This is a genomic window from Rothia sp. CCM 9419 (genome assembly GCF_048512815.1).
GTDB lineage: Bacteria > Actinomycetota > Actinomycetes > Actinomycetales > Micrococcaceae > Rothia.
The window spans coordinates 103610-119244 of record NZ_JBLXXY010000003.1; the positions used below are offsets into that span (position 1 = coordinate 103610).

Consider the following 15635-nt stretch of genomic DNA (forward strand, 5'->3'; position numbering starts at 1 on the left):
ATGAAAGTTAAAAAGTTTGACTTACCTCCAGTGAACCCTCATGGTACTGTGGTCATTCGTGTTGATAGGCTTATCAAACGTTTTGTGCTGCGTCATACACGTTCTATGAAAGAAGCTTTTATTTGGCTTGTGAACGGACGTAAAGGTGACCTGAACGAAAAATTTAATGCCGTCAATGAAGTGACCTTCGACATCCGCGAGGGGGAGCGTGTTGCCTTATTAGGTAAAAACGGTTCTGGAAAATCCACCATGCTTAAGCTGATATCTGGTGTGATGGTTCCGGATTCTGGTCGGGTGCTGACTCGTGGCCGTATCGCAGGTCTCATTGAAGTGGGTGCAGGTTTTCACCCTGACTTGACCGGACGCGATAACGTCTATTTGAATGCCGCTATCCTTGGTATGAGCAAAGAAGAAATTACCGAAAAATTTGCCTCTATTGAAGAGTTCGCAGAAATTGGTGATTTTATGGATACTGAAGTGAAGTTTTATTCTTCAGGCATGTATCTTCGACTTGCTTTTGCGGTAGCAGTACACACAGATCCAGAAATTTTCTTAGTTGATGAGATTCTTGCTGTTGGTGATGAAAAATTCCAGAAGAAGTGTCTGGAACGTATCCGCCAGTTGTGTTTGGCGGGAAAGACCCTCGTCGTGGTGAGCCACGAGCTAGATATGATTTCAAAGATTTGTGATCGTGGCATCATCATGGACGGTGGACATATGGTTTTTGACGGACCTGTTGACGATGCCGTGAAAATTATGCGCGGTGAGAGTCTCGACTCCTAAACAATAATTTCATCTTGTGATAGATATTCATGCGGGTAACCTCGGGCAGGTTACCCGCATGTTTGCGTTATGGCAAGGGATAACGTTTTATTACTTCTTGTGGGGTGTTCTGTAGACAACTTAACATGTTTATTTCTTGAAAGAACTCTTGACTAGCACTTTCATTAAATGTTTAGTGAAAATTAGTGGGCCATTTGGGTGAAAACATGTGCTCCAAGGTGTCCAAAAGTCTTCAACTTATCCACAAAAATAATATTTAGTTGAAATAAAAATGTTGTAGATTTAGATTTTTTATGTCTGAACTGATGTTTAGGCTAACCACTGCCATACAAACGCAAAGAAAACCATGCACCTAACACAACAACGCAACTCAGGGCATCAAATCCTTGAAGACGATGTTCGAGAGCTCATCCGTGAAAGCGGAATTGATCCTCTCAACAACACCCAACAAGCGCATCAACTCATCGATCAAGCTCTCAACGCTTACGAAACACGCATGGTTCGTGGAACCCTCCCACGCATTGAAGACTTGACCAACGCACGACAATGGCTCATCCACCAAATCTGTGGTTTTGGTGCGCTACAGCCATACCTTGAAGACCCCAGCGTTGAAGAAATTTGGATTAACTCTCCCAGCGAAATTTTTGTTGCTCGAGCAGGCGAATCTGAACTAACCGGAATAACACTCAATAGTGAACAAATCCGCTCTCTCGTAGAACGCATGCTCAAAATATCTGGACGCAGGCTAGACCTCAGCGCACCCTTCGTCGATGCCTCATTGCCCGACGGTAGTCGCCTGCACGTGGTTATTCCCGACATCACCAAGAAACATTGGAACGTCAACATCCGAAAATTTATTGCGCGCGCCAAAAGCCTCAATGACCTCGTCCGTTTAGGGTCATTGAACGCCGCTGCCGCTCGATTCCTCGATGCGGCTGTCGCCAGCGGACTGAACATTCTCGTCTCCGGTGCAACGCAAGCAGGAAAAACAACCATGCTTAACTGTCTTTGCTCAAGCATTGGAGCACGAGAACGCGTCATCACCTGCGAAGAAATCTTTGAACTCAACGTCCCATTACGAGACGTCGTTGGGATGCAATGTCGGCAAGCTAACCTCGAAGGAAAAGGCGAAATACACCTACGTAGGCTCGTCAAAGAAGCGCTACGTATGCGCCCTGACCGGCTACTCATCGGAGAGGTCCGTGAAGCAGAATCCCTCGACATGCTTATCGCACTAAACTCTGGTCTACCAGGTATGTGCACCATCCACGCTAATTCTGCACGAGATGCCGTCACCAAAATGTGCACTCTACCCCTTCTTGCAGGCGAAAATATCTCCTCGCAATTTGTGGTTCCAACCGTTGCATCCTGCTTCGACCTCGTTGTGCACTGCATAAGAACACGTCGCGGTCAACGCCACGTTCAAGAAATTATTGCGCTAGGAAACCGCGTAGAAAACGGGATTATCGAAACAAGCACTATTTTTAAACGAGACGGAGAAGACTTCACCTTATACGCATCTGAACTACCTGCAGCAGAAAAGTTTGCTCAACAGGGTTACACCTTTGAGAACGTACTAGGGCAAAGCTAGGGGAGTCTCATGAACATTATTTTGGGTTTGACCTTAGGCATTGGGGTATTCCTCATTTGGCTATCCTGTTGGGAACAACCAGCCAAAGAACCACGAAAAAATACTTTTGACTCAAAAATAAGACTTTTACTTCACCAAGCAGACGTACACCGAGTCTCCGCAAAAATGTTCTACCTTATTAGCATATGCTTTGCACTGTTTCTGGGGCTTGTGATTTTTGCGCTGACTGCACTATATAACCTTGCACTATTGAGCACCTGCCTAGGATGTATAGCACCATGGATGATGATTCGTCAGCGAGCAAAGAAACGTGTAGCTCTCATGCGAGAACTCTGGCCCGACGTCGTAGACCATCTACGCTCTGCCATCCGCGCAGGACTCTCCCTGCCAGAGGCTCTGATGCAACTCCAATACCGTGGACCAGAAGAACTCCGTCCAGCCTTCGAACAATTCTCTGCTGACTATCGTTCTACTGGCGAGTTCGTTGCATCCCTTAACCGACTCAAAGAACGACTCTCAGACCCCACCGCAGATAACATCGTCGAAGCGCTCAAAGTAACACGAGAAGTTGGAGGCACCGACCTCGGAAAACTATTGGGAACCCTCAGCGAATTCTTACGAGAAAACGCCCGAACCCGATCCGAACTTGAAGCCCGACAGTCATGGACCATCAACGCCGCAAAACTTGCTGTCGCAGCACCCTGGGTCGTACTCTGCCTCATGGCAACCCAACCAGGAACCGTCCATATTTACAATAGCTTTTCTGGATTTATGGTCATGCTTAGTGGGCTCATCATCTCAATTATTGCCTACCGTCTTATGCTCAAACTTGGTGAGCTACCCGAAGAGAAAAGAGTCCTCGTATGAGCATCCTCCTCATACTCAGCCTGATCTTAGCCGCCGGCCTTTGGCTCGTAGGAGATGCACTCTATCGAGGGCACACAACAGACTTTAGTGATCGTATCGCCCCGCAACTCAAAGCCATCGAGATGAAAACCCAGCACCTCCACGCGAGAAACCAACATCTAGGGCTCATCAGCGGCAGCGTTGAACTCATCCGACCCATATCCCAATCCATACAGCAACGTTTCAACTCGTCAACCGCCAACAGCGTAGCCTTACAAAAACGCCTTATTCACAGTGGCAGCTCAATGGACGTCACAACCTTTAGAGCTGAACAACTCGTATGGGCAACTACGGCACTTTTATTGAGCATACTCATCTTTGGTACGGGTGCATTACGAGGAAATATAGACTTTATCGCAGCCTTCTTGCTCTCCATCTTTTGCGCCATCACCGGATTCCTTGCAAGAGATTGGTGGCTGACTCAAAACATCAAACAGCGAGAATCCCAAATGATTGCAGAGTTCCCAGCCCTTGCCGAACTCATGGCACTATCGGTTACCGCAGGAGAATCAGCCCTCGGTGCCATCGAACGAGTCTGCAACTGTTCTTCTGGTGAACTTGCGACAGAGTTCCAAAAGATTCTCTCCCAAATGCGCTCAGGAGACAGCCTCGTGAACGCCCTTCAAGATTTTTCGCAGCGTACTTCTTTACCACCGCTATCACGTTTTGTGGACGGTATCGTCGTCGCCATTGAACGAGGAACACCACTGGCTGATGTTCTTCGAGCACAAGCACAAGACGTACGCGACAACGCAAAAAGAGAGTTAATGGAAATTGCAGGAAAAAAAGAGATTGCCATGATGGCACCCATTATTTTCTTCATTTTGCCATTGACGGTTGTTTTCGCGATTTTCCCAGGACTATCGCTTATCAACCTCAACTTCTAAAAAAAACACGGGTCTCTACGACCAAAAAACTACCTAAGGAGAACACTCATGAAAGAGCTTATCCAAAAAATTCTTGCCACCGTCACAGCATTTATCTGGACTTTACAAGCTAAAACAGAAGAAGAACGTGGAGACGTCCCCGGCTGGGTGATGATTACCATGATGACCGCAATCCTTGTTGCTGCGCTGCTCGTCGTCGCAAAAGATGCGTTGCTGAACATGTTCAACAACGCCATCGGAATGATTGGTCAATAAGCGTGAGCTTAAGCTGATGAGCACAAAAGAACTCAGATTCTTTCACACCCCGTTGAGGCAGCATCCTTTGTCCAAAGAAAAAATACGCAACACCGCAGAAGATGGCAACGCCACCGCAGAATTTGTGATGGTCAGTTCTCTTGCTGTCTTGTTCTTTGCGCTGGTATTGCAAATAACCTTTGCGATTTACACTCGCAATATTTTGATTGATGCTGCCTCAACAGGTGCACGATACGGCACCCTCCTCGACCGTAACTACTCTGACGGTGCACAACGCACACGAGACATCATTGCCTCTGAACTTCCAGCCGTTTACTCATCAGAGGTGAGTTATCAACTCGTTGCGGTAGATGGGTATCAGACTCTCGAAATTCGTGTGCATGGTGCTCTGCCAGTTGTAGGACCTTTTGGGTTTGAACACGGTATTGATGTAGCGGCACACGCAATAGTTCCTACACCAGAAGGAACATAAAAGATGAACGCATCTTCTTGTCTTAAAGCCATCCTCACAAAGTTCATTCAAAAGAACACAAGAGAAGACGGCAACGCCTTGATCGAATTCGTGGGATTAAGCGTCATGCTCTTTATCCCTACCGTCTATTTTCTTCTCACCGTCTTTACCCTACATTCTGGTGCTCTAGCAGCCTCTTCCATCTCTGCACAACTGGGGCAGACCATTCATGATGCAGGTGGGAAAGAGCTCAACCCTAGAGCCTTACGCAATATTGCAGAACTTGTAGGGAAAGACTATAACCTCAACGGTGAACAAATACATTTTCAACTAAGTTGTGTGAATGATTGCCACAGCCAACAACGGATTGATGTAACAGCTAGTGTGGACGTCCAACTACCTTTGATGCCCTTACTTGATGTTGGTTCTATTGCAACGATGAATTCCACAAGCTCTGTATGGATAGGAAAATACCGTTGATAAGAAAACCACACGATGCCATTAGCTTCTCTACACCCGCACATAAGGAACAAGAGCAGGGGAGCATCATGCTCTTGCTGATTGGGTTATGTCTAGTCCTTCTACTCATTGCCTCTGTTACTGCTGGAATTAGCGCCGTATATGTAGAACATAAAAAATTGCAAGTTCTTGCGGACCGCACTAGCTCTGCCGCTGCACAAGAAATTAGAGCGTTACATCGTGGTGGGGTAAAACCTCGAGTCCTTCTGAACGACGCCTCTGTACAAGAGAGTGCACAAAATTTTCTTCGAGAAAGTTCTGCATACACACAATTTGAGGCCTTGATACTCTCCTCACCAACAGGAGCATCTACACCCGAGACCGCCCTTGTGACCTTGCGTGCGCGGGTTAAACTCCCTCTTGTGAGCGTTGTCGTCCCTGAAGGAGTAGAAATAAGCGCAACAAGTTCTGCTCGTAGCCGTCTAGAACAGTAAACATACAGCAGAATTATTGTTTTTCAGTTAGGCTTAAGAGTCATGGCTTCATTAGATTTTTCTGCAGAGATTAAAACATTACGCTCAACCTACGCATCAATTGCCGAGGTGAGCGATATTAACGCGCTCAAAAACTCTATCGCAGAGCTATCTGAAGCAGCAGGCGCGCCCGACCTATGGGACTCCCCAGAAAAAGCACAAAAAGTAACCTCACAATTATCACATAAACAATCTGAACTAGAACGTCTAGAACGTCTTCACTCACGCATCGACGACCTTGAAGCCCTCGTCGAACTTGCTGAAGAAGAAGATGAACCAACCATGCTTGACGACGCGCAAACAGAGCTAGAAGATATTCAACAAAAACTTGCTGATCTCGAAGTCGTCACGCTGCTCTCCGGCGAATATGACCAGCGTGAAGCAGTTGTCACGATTCGCTCCGGTGCAGGAGGAGTAGACGCAGCAGACTTCGCTCAAATGCTTCAACGAATGTACCTTCGCTGGGCTGAGAAAAACGGGTTTACCACCCAAATACTCGACACCTCCTACGCAGAAGAAGCCGGCATCAAATCAACAACGTTTGAAGTGCAAGCACCCTTTGCCTACGGTAAACTCTCGGTAGAAGCAGGTACACACCGGCTCGTACGCATCTCCCCATTCGATCACCAAGGACGTCGTCAAACATCGTTCGCCGCGGTAGAAGTTATTCCACTCATCGAACAAACCGACTATATTGACATTCCCGACTCCGACATTAAGATTGATGTATTCCGTAGCTCTGGGCCCGGCGGGCAATCTGTTAACACAACAGACTCCGCTGTTCGCCTCACTCATATCCCTACGGGCATCGTTGTCTCCATGCAAAATGAGAAATCTCAGCTTCAAAACAAAGCTGAAGCTTTACGCGTTCTTCAATCCCGACTCTTGTTACTGAAAAAAGAACAAGAAGACGCAAAGAAGAAAGAACTCGCAGGAGACGTCAAAGCAACATGGGGTGACCAAATGCGCTCCTACGTTCTGAACCCCTTCCAAATGGTCAAAGACCTCAGAACAAACTACGAAGAAGGTAACCCCAGTGCCGTATTCGATGGAAAGTTAGAAGGCTTTATCGATGCGGGTATTCGATGGCGCGCTACCGAACGCGCAGAAGGATAGGAGGTGAACATTTAGATGGCGAAGAAAAAGAAAAGCTCAGGGGCAGACCCAAATAACCATGTCATTGCCTCAAACCGTCGAGTTACACACAACTACAACATCATTGATACTTATGAAGCCGGCATTGTATTGTTAGGTACAGAAGTGAAATCATTGCGTGACGGCGGAGCATCTATTGTCGATGGTTTCTGCCAGATGTACGGCAACGAACTCTGGTTAGAAGGCGTCAACATTGCCGAATACGGACGTGGCTCATGGACGAACCACGCCGCGAAACGGCGACGAAAACTCCTCATGCACCGCAGTGAAATCAACAGAATTGACCAAAAACTTCGTGAAACAGGGTATGCAGTAATTCCACTGAAACTCTACTTCACAAAGGGCAAGGTCAAAGTCTCTATCGCGTTAGCAACCGGTAAACGTGAGTACGACAAACGTCAAGCGCTACGAGAGAAACAAGATAGTCTCGAAGCACGTCGAGCTATGCGATACAAAAACCTCGGATAGCTGAACAAACACATAACAAAAAACGGGAGAACAATCATGTCTGAAAATCCTTATGGCAACACCCCTCAGCCTGAGCAAAACTCACACAACGGGTATAACAACCAAGCACCCCAAGGCGGATACCAGATGCCTCAGCCTAACGCGTACGCACCTATGCCCGGGCAGAAAGTACCCGGCGAAGGAATGTCACTTGCCGCTCTAATTCTCGGTATTCTCGGCTTCTTGAGCGGATGGCTCGTCATCGGCGGTCTACTGGGCCTCATCGCCCTCATCCTAGGTATTATGGCGTTGCGTAAGCTCAAGCCATACCCCATGGCTGGACGTGGCAAAGCAATCGCCGGCATTATCTTGGGTGTGCTCTCTATTCTTGCTGCTATTGTGATGGCATTCTTCTGGAGTGTGGCTATTAACATTGGTTTTGAAGCAGCAGAACACTGCAAAGAATACCAAGACAACCCCACCCAGCTAGAACAGTGCATCACCGATTACACTGATTCAAAGTCCAAAGGCATTGAGGTAGAAATTTCTAACTCCTAAACCTTTGCTAAACACTCAACCTATAGTGTAGGATGGTGTTTCCATGAGTGAATGGTCCTGTAGTGTGATTTAGGCTCACACCAGCAGATAACTTTCACTTCATGGAGTTCTTTGACAAAAGAATATTGGGGATGATCGGTTTCGACGACGTGAGTTGAGACAGGTGAAGCGTGCCGAGGATGTAGCGGATACTCGTTAATACCCGCTGCAAAAAATAAGTGCAAAAACTAATAACCGCACTGACTTCGCACTCGCTGCCTAAGCGCGAGTCCAGTCTGCTAGCCTGAGCTTGCCTTAAGCTCAGAGTTTCTAGTATCAGCTTTATAAGGCCACTGCTTCACTTCCTCGTCGTAGGGGAGTGAAGGACTTTTATACGAATAGGTTTGGCGGTATATGTGTTTACGCAAGTACCGAAGCCGAAAACACCGAAGCGTAAACTGCGCACGGAGAAGCCCTGACAAGGCCACGTCGGACCGGGGTTCGATTCCCCGCATCTCCACCACCTAGATGCTGGTTTGGATACAATCCAAACCAGCATCTTTTATGTCTTAGAGGAGGGCTAAATTCTTCTTTGCTAGGGGATTGCTATCTTCCTCATTACCAACTTCCTTTCGACGTCCTGTGTTAAAACCAACTTGTTCGCTATTTCGAAAGATTACGACATAGTGTAGCTGAAGATATTCTTGAGTATGGTAGCTTTACGATTGAATAGAAAGGTTAACTGTCTGATTCTGTGATGCCCTTCAATGAAGGGGAATGCTGTTTACAGGAATGGTTCTGTTTGGAATGTAGAGAATTTATAATTGTGATAACCTAGCGTTGTGGTGTATCGCTGGGCGGGAACCGCTTAACTTTGGGCAGTGGATTATCGAGTTGTGCTCTACCCGTGGTAATAAGTTATTACACTTCGTGACAGCTAACGTTGTACAGCTGATTGCCTTTACCTTAGAGGAGGGGATTCATTGACAGGCAAATCGTCGCATAGTGCTGCTGGCCAAGCGCTCGGGTATGTTCACCAATGCATGTGGGCACTCATTGAACTCGGGAAGCGCGCCCCTTTAGAGCCAGCCGCTCAGCTTCGGTTAGAAGTCTTGGACGATATAGAGTTTGATAGTGCAGGTTCACCTACTGAACTTCTGCAGATGAAGCATCATACGCGCAGTGCTGGTACACTCACAGCTCAATCAGCTGACCTCTGGCGAACCTTGAACGTCTGGATGGATTTGAATACATCAGACCCACTCGTGCTACGTCTAGTTACCACTCAAATGCTCAGTGAAGATTCGGGGCTGATTCATCTTCGCGACGGGAATTCCCGCGATACCTCTGTAGCGCTTGAAGAACTGCTGGACGCGGCAAGAACATCGACAAACCGGACCACAGATAATTGGCGTAAAAAGTTTCTCGACCTCGATGAAATCCACAGGCTTGAGCTGATAAATCGTATTGTCATTGACGATGGGTCACTACTTGCAGGCGATATCGACAAGGAACTGGTCCGAATTTTCCGATATGGATGTCCGAATGGTCAAGAGAAAGTCTTTCTCCACCATCTCAAAGGATGGTGGGCAGGTGTCTCTGTGAAGCTCTTGACTAGAGAGCGGGAAATGGTGACAGGTCAAGAATTACTAGCGCAAGTCGAAGACTTGACAGACCAGTTTACAAGAGATACTTTGCCTATTGACCCAGTCATTATGGAAGAGTACGATGAGTCAAATTCCAATCTATATAAGGATTGGACCTTTGTGCAGCAGCTCCTTTGGATTACATTAGAAAACAACCGTCTTCAGAAAGCAATCCGGGACTACCATCGGTCTTTTACTCAACGCTCGGTCTGGTTTCGTAACCAACTCTTAGCCGAGACTGAACTTGATCGGTTTGCCTTTCGCCTTCACGACGAGTGGGAGCAAATTTTCGATTCGCGAGTAGCTGACATGAAGCGTAAAGGACGGACTGATTACGACGTTATAGGTCAAGAAATTCTAGAGGAAGTATCCAGATCCTCGCGGGCTTGTCTGCGGTACCGTTTTGACGAGCCTTGGTTTAACCGTGGAATGTTCCACGCGCTCGCCAACGGTGACCTAGGAAAAAAATGGATTGGTTGGCATCCCGAATTCGAGTTGAAACTGGAGGAGATACTTGGCCATGCCTCATCTACCTGAAGTGCAGCCTTCACTTCCAGCCCGCTCGCCAGAGGCTGTGGCACTTTTCAACACCATCTTCACCTCAGAGTTACTTGTCAATGCCTGCTGGGCGAAGGCCCAGAAAGGCACTCCCGGTCTCGCGTGGCCTGCTGCTTACCTCATCTTGCCACTCACTCTGCACCCGGAGACACGAGACAGCCTACCCCGTGATCGACGGATTACCCTCGCTCGTTGGGCAGTGCAACATCACGATTTGCTCGCGACCATGGAATATCGCGTGGCGAATATGGCCTTGCCAACCAAACGAGCCATCCGCCGTGGCCTCCGCGTGAGGCGACTCGGGCTTGACGGAACCAACCTCATTGCGCTCGCTAGGCCGAAAAAAGCCACGTCGCAATGGCCCGCAGAACTGAGAGATTCTGTTAAAGCAGCACAGATTTGCGGACAATGGTTCAATACTATTGAGACGCACATGGCGTTTGAACTATTCGGGATAGGAGGCTAATAGTGCACATCGTATCTCTTGGGGTGTTCAATGAATCAGGCAGACGTCGTGACGTTAACTTCCATCCGGGCGCTCTGAATATTCTGACTGGAAAATCGAAGACCGGCAAGTCTGCCATACTCGATATTGTCGAATACTGTCTCGGAAGAGACACTGTCACAATCCCGATTGGAGTTATTAGCGACCACGCTTCTTGGTACTATGTGATTGTCCAATTTACGGGTGAACGCGTTCTGATTTGTCGACCGAACCCAAAAGGCGCAAGCACCCGCCGGGCCATGGTTCGCACAGGCGGTCTAAATCTTGTTGCCCCCACATACGACGAACTCAAGGTTAACGCCGACATCGAAGTCGTGAAAGATATACTTACCCAACGGCTCGGAATCGAGACTTTTACCATCACCCCCGAGGGCAACTCACTCAGGTATACCTTCGATGTCTCAGTCCGACAGGCACTCTTCTACTGCTTCCAGAATCAAGGGGAGATTGCAAGCCGTGACGTGCTTTTTCACCGACAGGTGGAGAATGAGATTAAGACAACGATTCGAGACACACTTCCGTACTTTCTCGGTGCAGCAACACCTGAGCAAAGTGCCCTACGCCGCCAACTCGTTACGATGCGTAGAACTCTGCAACGAACGCAGAACAGAATCCACGCCGCGGAAGCTGATCTTGATCAGCAGGACAGTCGAGCCACTCACCTAATTGACTCTGCAATCACTCTTGGCCTGTTGCCTGCCGATGCGCGAATTGGTGTTAGAGAAGGAATACGTGCGATGCTGGAAAGCATCTTGGCCTATCGGTCCGATAGTTCGTCGACTGAAGAGTTGGAAAACTCCCGCCACAGGAGAGAACTCTCGAAAAGAGGACGAGAGATTCGGACTCAAATCCGTGAACTTGACAATCAACTTGAACTACTGTGTAAGTTACAAGATGAACAGAGCGATTCGCAAACCGAAGGTCGATACCAGACTGATAGGCTTCGCGCGCTCGATCTCCTCGTCCCGAAGTCAGCATTGACCGACGGAGACGTAGACATTTGCCCGCTATGCGATCAAAATCTAGACTACTCAGATGAGACCATCGATGAGTTGCGAGTGCTTCTGAACTCTCTGGAAACTCGCCTCGAAGCATCGAACGGGGTGTCGTCGCGACGCCAAGCGATAATCGAACGTCTGGAGGCGAGGCGTGAACCTCTGGTGGAGGAACTCCGAGAAAACGTTATTGAACTTGATGCTGTTGCTCAGCAAGAAGCCGCAATCGCGGCGGGCCGTGAGCGACGCGAGCGAATCGCATTCCTCCAAGGCCGGGTCAGCCAAGAACTCGAACGAGGCGTGGACATTGTTGCTGACCTTACTGAACTGCGAAACGCTGAACGTCTGTACCGCTTACAACTTGACCGGTTGGAAGATATTAGTGAGCGTGACGATCCTGCCGCCGCTCTTCGCGTCGGTATTGACTCGGTGTCTGAACTGATGACGGATTATGCGCGTTACCTTCACCTAGAAGGTTCCAAGCACTATGTCCGTCTTGATCCAGTTGAGCTGACCGTATCTATTCAACGACCTGGAGGCCGCATACCACTTAGTCGCATGGGAAGTGCTGAAAATTGGATCGGCTACCATCTCGTCGCTCACCTCGCCCTTCACAACTGGTTCGTGACCAACAATCGGCCTGTTCCACGGTTCCTTATGTTCGATCAGCCTTCACAGGCTTTCTTCCCCGAAGAGATTGTTGATGCTGCTGAGGATGAGAATGCCGACTGGGAAGCAGTACGTAGACAATTCGCACTGATGCGAGATGTTGTAGTGGAACTTGCCGGTAAGCTTCAAGTCATTGTGTGTGATCACGCGAACCTCGCAGATGGCTGGTTCCAGGACGCTGTCATCGGGAACTGGCGAAACGGTGTCGCCTTAATCCCCACGGACTGGTTAGATGAAGAAGCAGGATGAACCAGAGCCACACGTGTCCTTATTCTACGGAATCCGCTACGGGAAAACGGACTGGCTCGCGGAGAAGATAAATGACACAGATTTTGTCCCTTTTGTCCTTTATATGACTATCGTGGTTCGTTGATGCCTCTATAATGATTGTGCCGGAGCGATAAATTTCTTCGGCTGCTGTCTGGGCATAAGCTAGTAGATAAATGAGGTTTCCCTCGTCTGCTGGTACTTCGGGATGTGGTCTAGTCCGGGCACTCATACGCATACTGTCTCCTTGATATAGATATATGTGACGCGAGAGTGCCTGAATTATCCGTATCGTCTGGATAACTGGGGTGCCCACACACGGTATTACTTGTGCCGTTACATATCCATTGATAGCTACTGGATATGATTCGGTACCAATCTAATTTTCAAGTACTAGCTTTAACATTGAGACAAAAACTGGTCAAACCGGTTAGGGTAAGAGGGCTTAACATCCGGTATTAGTGGCCTCTGAGTCAGCGTATAACGTCAACTTTGAGGGGAGAAATCTCTATTTCTCAGGGGAAGAGAATCATATTGGAGCAACACGTCAAGTAACAAGTAATCTCGTTAAACACGGATTTTGACACACGTTCCCTGAATTCTACTATTAAAATGCTCTACCCATTTTGATACACAGTTCAGTTTAGCCGAGTGGTGTGCTGAGATGGCGTTTTTACTTATTATCGTAGGTTTCTTATGGTCTTCCGCAAACGGTAGCTACGGTTTTGTGACTGCTGGGAGTATTACTTTTTGGGGACGGTTTAAGTGTGTTAACGGTTACAGGAGGACGGTACCGTCCTATCCGCTAAATTATGTAGCTTGTACTAAAAGTATAGGTTGTCACTAAAAGGTTGAGGACCCCCACATATTCGATACAAAACATGGGTATACGGTTAATGAATGAACTGTAACTCCGGTGTTTACAGAAATCCGCGGTCTGAAGCTGATCCTCCACAGCCCACACTCGCTATAGCAAAGGTATAAAATGAGAATACAAACAAGAGCGTCGCAGCAGACTTCCCTGAAGAACACATACTTCTAGAAGGCAACCTACCAAAAATTCACGGCAAACGCATAGATACTAATCAACGGGTCGAGGGAAGTCTAACAAAACAAAGTTTTAAACGATACTCTTGACGGTCCAAGGATGCGGAAATGCTCGATGTCTGTTTTTTTTGATGGGTTGCGTATTTTCGTAACCTCTTCTATACCGTTTTAGCGAGAATGCAATGGCACTTGAAGTGCTGTAAGAAATCTGTGTATGAAGCGTTCTATAGCTCCTTGGCACAACTCCATGCTTCGTGAGCATTGAGATTCAACTGACCTAGACATCGAATAAGTTTTTTCGTCTATTGCTCTCGAAACGTTTAGTGTTGCCAAGCCAATCCGCGAGTTGCGATGTGCGTCGGTAATGTTTCCTTGGCCATGACCAGTTGTACCGCGTCGAAGCCATGAAAGTCCTATATTCCCCAGCAAGGCGCCAAATGAAAGTGTCTTCCCAACTATAGTCAGGGCATGTTTTGTGGATTACTTGGGTGCCTTCCATCTCAGGTAGGCGGCAGTTGATATTGCGCTTAGAAGCACCACTAAGACCGCCGCAGACTCCAACAGAACACCACCGGAAACGGCATGAGCCGCTGGATCCCAAGCTGCTCTGAGTAGAAGATTGAGCCGATAGAGCGGGTTTATCTGAGCAATCGTCTTGAGATATTCTGGCATTATTTGCAGAGGAAGCGTGGCATCACTCAAAAGCATCAGGGGAGTAAATATTGCTATGCCTACGGCTGAGAATTTGGCGGTTTCGTCGAATAGCGCTCCGAAGGTGAATCCGAATACTAAGGCAACGATTACTGTTCCGAGGAAAGCTGGAATGAAAGACCACAGCGCTGGAGGGGTAATATCAAAAACAAAATAGGCTAAGAGCAGTATTAGCATGAAAGAGAGCACAGAAACGAGAAATACTTTGAGCACAACAACACACATCACTCTGAACATACTTACTGGAGTGACTGATAGGCGACGATATATCCCACGCTCTCGTTCTGAAACTACCTGGTTGGCAACGTTGAACACACCGGTAGCAAACAAAATAATGACACAAAACCCTGGAATATAGGCAGCAAAGAAGTCTAGGCCACCATAAGAAGCATCTTTGTAAATTGATCCAAATATTCCGAAGCTTATAGCAGGCATTACCACGCTAAATAAGAGGTAAAGCGGTTGCCGAAGGTAAATTTTAAGTTCAATTTTGAGCTGCTCGAGAAGCATGAGCGGACCTCGATTCCTGTGCGATACGTATGTAGAGACTATTCAAATCTGGTGCGCCGGTTTGCTCAAGGAGAGAATCAACCTGACCCGCGTAACGAAGCTTACCGCGGTCTAAATGTACTAAATGGGTACAATTCTCTTGAACCTCAGACATATAATGCGATGAGACCAGAACCAGTCGTCCGACGCAGAGGTCACATAGTGTGGTCCAGAAATCGAGGCGGGCAAGCGGGTCTAGACCTGTCGTGGGTTCGTCAAGAACCACTACGGAGGGGTCATTGAGAAAGGCGAGGGCAAGGTTGACTTTCTGTTGCATACCGCCAGAGAGCGCGCCGTATCGTTTATTAATGAACGAACGCATGTCAAGAAGATCAACAAGATCATCAATAGGCAGTACCGGCCCTGAATAGTAGGTGGAGAATAGGCGCAACAGCTCTAAGGCTGTGGCTGATTCGTAGAAGTTGTTTTTCTGTAAGACGACACCAATTTTCTCTTTCAACGGAGCGCCTGATAGTTCTGCAGAGAGGTCAATTTTCCCCTCGCTTGGTTGCTGAATCCCCATTATTATCTCAAGGAGCGTTGTTTTTCCGCTACCGTTATGCCCGATGACCGCGACAGTCGCATCGGTAGGCGTTGAGAAGGAGACTGAGTCCAGTGCTTTGACGGAGCCGAAGCTTTTCGATAGGTTTTGAATGTCCATTCGACCAGTAATCTCTTAGATGT

Annotated in this window: 16 protein-coding genes and 1 other RNA gene; 15 read left to right on the top strand and 2 right to left on the bottom strand. The window is 47.8% G+C overall.

What is annotated here, in order from left to right; genetic code table 11:
- The 15 genes from ACN08W_RS03725 to ACN08W_RS03795 all read left to right on the top strand — a co-directional run bounded on the left by ACN08W_RS03725 (window position 1) and on the right by ACN08W_RS03795 (window position 12626).
- Complete coding sequence (locus tag ACN08W_RS03725; RefSeq protein WP_419108834.1) at window positions 1–783, top strand: ABC transporter ATP-binding protein; 783 nt, start codon at window positions 1–3, stop codon at window positions 781–783.
- A gap of 346 nt (window positions 784–1129) precedes the next feature.
- Entirely contained in the window at window positions 1130–2374 is a 1245-nt protein-coding gene (locus ACN08W_RS03730; RefSeq protein WP_419108835.1) for a CpaF family protein, read from the top strand.
- A gap of 9 nt (window positions 2375–2383) precedes the next feature.
- A complete protein-coding gene (locus ACN08W_RS03735; protein WP_419103653.1) occupies window positions 2384–3241 on the top strand; it encodes a type II secretion system F family protein in 858 nt (285 codons plus the stop codon).
- Window positions 3238–4167 carry a type II secretion system F family protein gene (locus tag ACN08W_RS03740; RefSeq protein ID WP_419103652.1) on the top strand — a complete coding sequence of 310 codons (930 nt, stop codon included), beginning with the start codon at window positions 3238–3240 and terminating at the stop codon, window positions 4165–4167. The genes ACN08W_RS03735 and ACN08W_RS03740 overlap by 4 nt, the downstream gene beginning before the upstream one ends.
- A gap of 48 nt (window positions 4168–4215) precedes the next feature.
- Window positions 4216–4422, top strand: a complete 207-nt coding sequence (locus ACN08W_RS03745; RefSeq protein ID WP_419101523.1) for a hypothetical protein — start codon at window positions 4216–4218, stop codon at window positions 4420–4422.
- A 16-nt stretch (window positions 4423–4438) separates the two neighbouring features.
- On the top strand, window positions 4439–4894 hold the full coding sequence (locus ACN08W_RS03750) for a TadE/TadG family type IV pilus assembly protein (RefSeq protein ID WP_419108836.1): 456 nt from the start codon (window positions 4439–4441) through the stop codon (window positions 4892–4894).
- Between the two features lie 3 nt (window positions 4895–4897).
- The gene (locus ACN08W_RS03755; protein WP_419108837.1) at window positions 4898–5353 is read left to right on the top strand and encodes a hypothetical protein; all 456 of its coding nucleotides are present in this window, start codon (window positions 4898–4900) and stop codon (window positions 5351–5353) included.
- The gene (locus ACN08W_RS03760; protein WP_419108838.1) at window positions 5332–5826 is read left to right on the top strand and encodes a pilus assembly protein TadG-related protein; all 495 of its coding nucleotides are present in this window, start codon (window positions 5332–5334) and stop codon (window positions 5824–5826) included. The genes ACN08W_RS03755 and ACN08W_RS03760 overlap by 22 nt, the downstream gene beginning before the upstream one ends.
- A 42-nt stretch (window positions 5827–5868) precedes the next feature.
- Window positions 5869–6981, top strand: coding sequence for a peptide chain release factor 2 (gene prfB, locus ACN08W_RS03765; RefSeq protein WP_419106015.1), 1113 nt, complete (start codon window positions 5869–5871; stop codon window positions 6979–6981).
- A gap of 15 nt (window positions 6982–6996) precedes the next feature.
- Entirely contained in the window at window positions 6997–7488 is a 492-nt protein-coding gene (gene smpB, locus ACN08W_RS03770; RefSeq protein WP_419108839.1) for an SsrA-binding protein SmpB, read from the top strand.
- A gap of 36 nt (window positions 7489–7524) precedes the next feature.
- Window positions 7525–8025, top strand: a complete 501-nt coding sequence (locus ACN08W_RS03775) for a DUF4190 domain-containing protein (protein ID WP_419106911.1) — start codon at window positions 7525–7527, stop codon at window positions 8023–8025.
- Window positions 8026–8152: 127 nt separating this feature from the next.
- Window positions 8153–8527, top strand: a transfer-messenger RNA (tmRNA) gene (gene ssrA, locus ACN08W_RS03780).
- Window positions 8528–8987: 460 nt separating this feature from the next.
- The gene (locus tag ACN08W_RS03785) at window positions 8988–10187 is read left to right on the top strand and encodes an ABC-three component system protein (protein ID WP_419108840.1); all 1200 of its coding nucleotides are present in this window, start codon (window positions 8988–8990) and stop codon (window positions 10185–10187) included.
- On the top strand, window positions 10171–10674 hold the full coding sequence (locus ACN08W_RS03790; protein ID WP_419108841.1) for a three component ABC system middle component: 504 nt from the start codon (window positions 10171–10173) through the stop codon (window positions 10672–10674). Before ACN08W_RS03785 ends, ACN08W_RS03790 begins: the two co-directional genes overlap by 17 nt.
- A 791-nt stretch (window positions 10675–11465) precedes the next feature.
- Window positions 11466–12626 (top strand): DUF3732 domain-containing protein, encoded by a 1161-nt coding sequence (locus ACN08W_RS03795; protein ID WP_419108842.1) that lies wholly within the window; start codon window positions 11466–11468, stop codon window positions 12624–12626.
- Window positions 12627–14171: 1545 nt separating this feature from the next.
- On the opposite strand, the gene ACN08W_RS03800 is transcribed toward ACN08W_RS03795, so the two are convergent.
- Both ACN08W_RS03800 and ACN08W_RS03805 read right to left on the bottom strand, forming a co-directional pair.
- Window positions 14172–14912, bottom strand: coding sequence for an ABC transporter permease (locus ACN08W_RS03800; RefSeq protein ID WP_419108843.1), 741 nt, complete (start codon window positions 14910–14912; stop codon window positions 14172–14174).
- Window positions 14887–15612: an ABC transporter ATP-binding protein gene (locus ACN08W_RS03805; protein WP_419108844.1), complete on the bottom strand. Its 726-nt coding sequence runs from the start codon at window positions 15610–15612 to the stop codon at window positions 14887–14889. The genes ACN08W_RS03800 and ACN08W_RS03805 overlap by 26 nt, the downstream gene beginning before the upstream one ends.
- Window positions 15613–15635 lie beyond the last annotated feature (23 nt).

What these genes read in the sequence shown, in the direction of transcription:
- ACN08W_RS03725 (WP_419108834.1), top strand. Translation starts at nt 1, where the DNA reads ATGAAAGTTAAAAAGTTTGACTTACCTCCAGTGAACCCTCATGGTACT.
- ACN08W_RS03730 (WP_419108835.1), top strand. Translation starts at nt 1,130, where the DNA reads ATGCACCTAACACAACAACGCAACTCAGGGCATCAAATCCTTGAAGAC.
- ACN08W_RS03735 (WP_419103653.1), top strand. Translation starts at nt 2,384, where the DNA reads ATGAACATTATTTTGGGTTTGACCTTAGGCATTGGGGTATTCCTCATT.
- ACN08W_RS03740 (WP_419103652.1), top strand. Translation starts at nt 3,238, where the DNA reads ATGAGCATCCTCCTCATACTCAGCCTGATCTTAGCCGCCGGCCTTTGG.
- ACN08W_RS03745 (WP_419101523.1), top strand. Translation starts at nt 4,216, where the DNA reads ATGAAAGAGCTTATCCAAAAAATTCTTGCCACCGTCACAGCATTTATC.
- ACN08W_RS03750 (WP_419108836.1), top strand. Translation starts at nt 4,439, where the DNA reads ATGAGCACAAAAGAACTCAGATTCTTTCACACCCCGTTGAGGCAGCAT.
- ACN08W_RS03755 (WP_419108837.1), top strand. Translation starts at nt 4,898, where the DNA reads ATGAACGCATCTTCTTGTCTTAAAGCCATCCTCACAAAGTTCATTCAA.
- ACN08W_RS03760 (WP_419108838.1), top strand. Translation starts at nt 5,332, where the DNA reads ATGGATAGGAAAATACCGTTGATAAGAAAACCACACGATGCCATTAGC.
- prfB (WP_419106015.1), top strand. Translation starts at nt 5,869, where the DNA reads ATGGCTTCATTAGATTTTTCTGCAGAGATTAAAACATTACGCTCAACC.
- smpB (WP_419108839.1), top strand. Translation starts at nt 6,997, where the DNA reads ATGGCGAAGAAAAAGAAAAGCTCAGGGGCAGACCCAAATAACCATGTC.
- ACN08W_RS03775 (WP_419106911.1), top strand. Translation starts at nt 7,525, where the DNA reads ATGTCTGAAAATCCTTATGGCAACACCCCTCAGCCTGAGCAAAACTCA.
- ACN08W_RS03790 (WP_419108841.1), top strand. Translation starts at nt 10,171, where the DNA reads ATGCCTCATCTACCTGAAGTGCAGCCTTCACTTCCAGCCCGCTCGCCA.
- ACN08W_RS03800 (WP_419108843.1), bottom strand. Translation starts at nt 14,912, where the DNA reads ATGCTTCTCGAGCAGCTCAAAATTGAACTTAAAATTTACCTTCGGCAA.
- ACN08W_RS03805 (WP_419108844.1), bottom strand. Translation starts at nt 15,612, where the DNA reads ATGGACATTCAAAACCTATCGAAAAGCTTCGGCTCCGTCAAAGCACTG.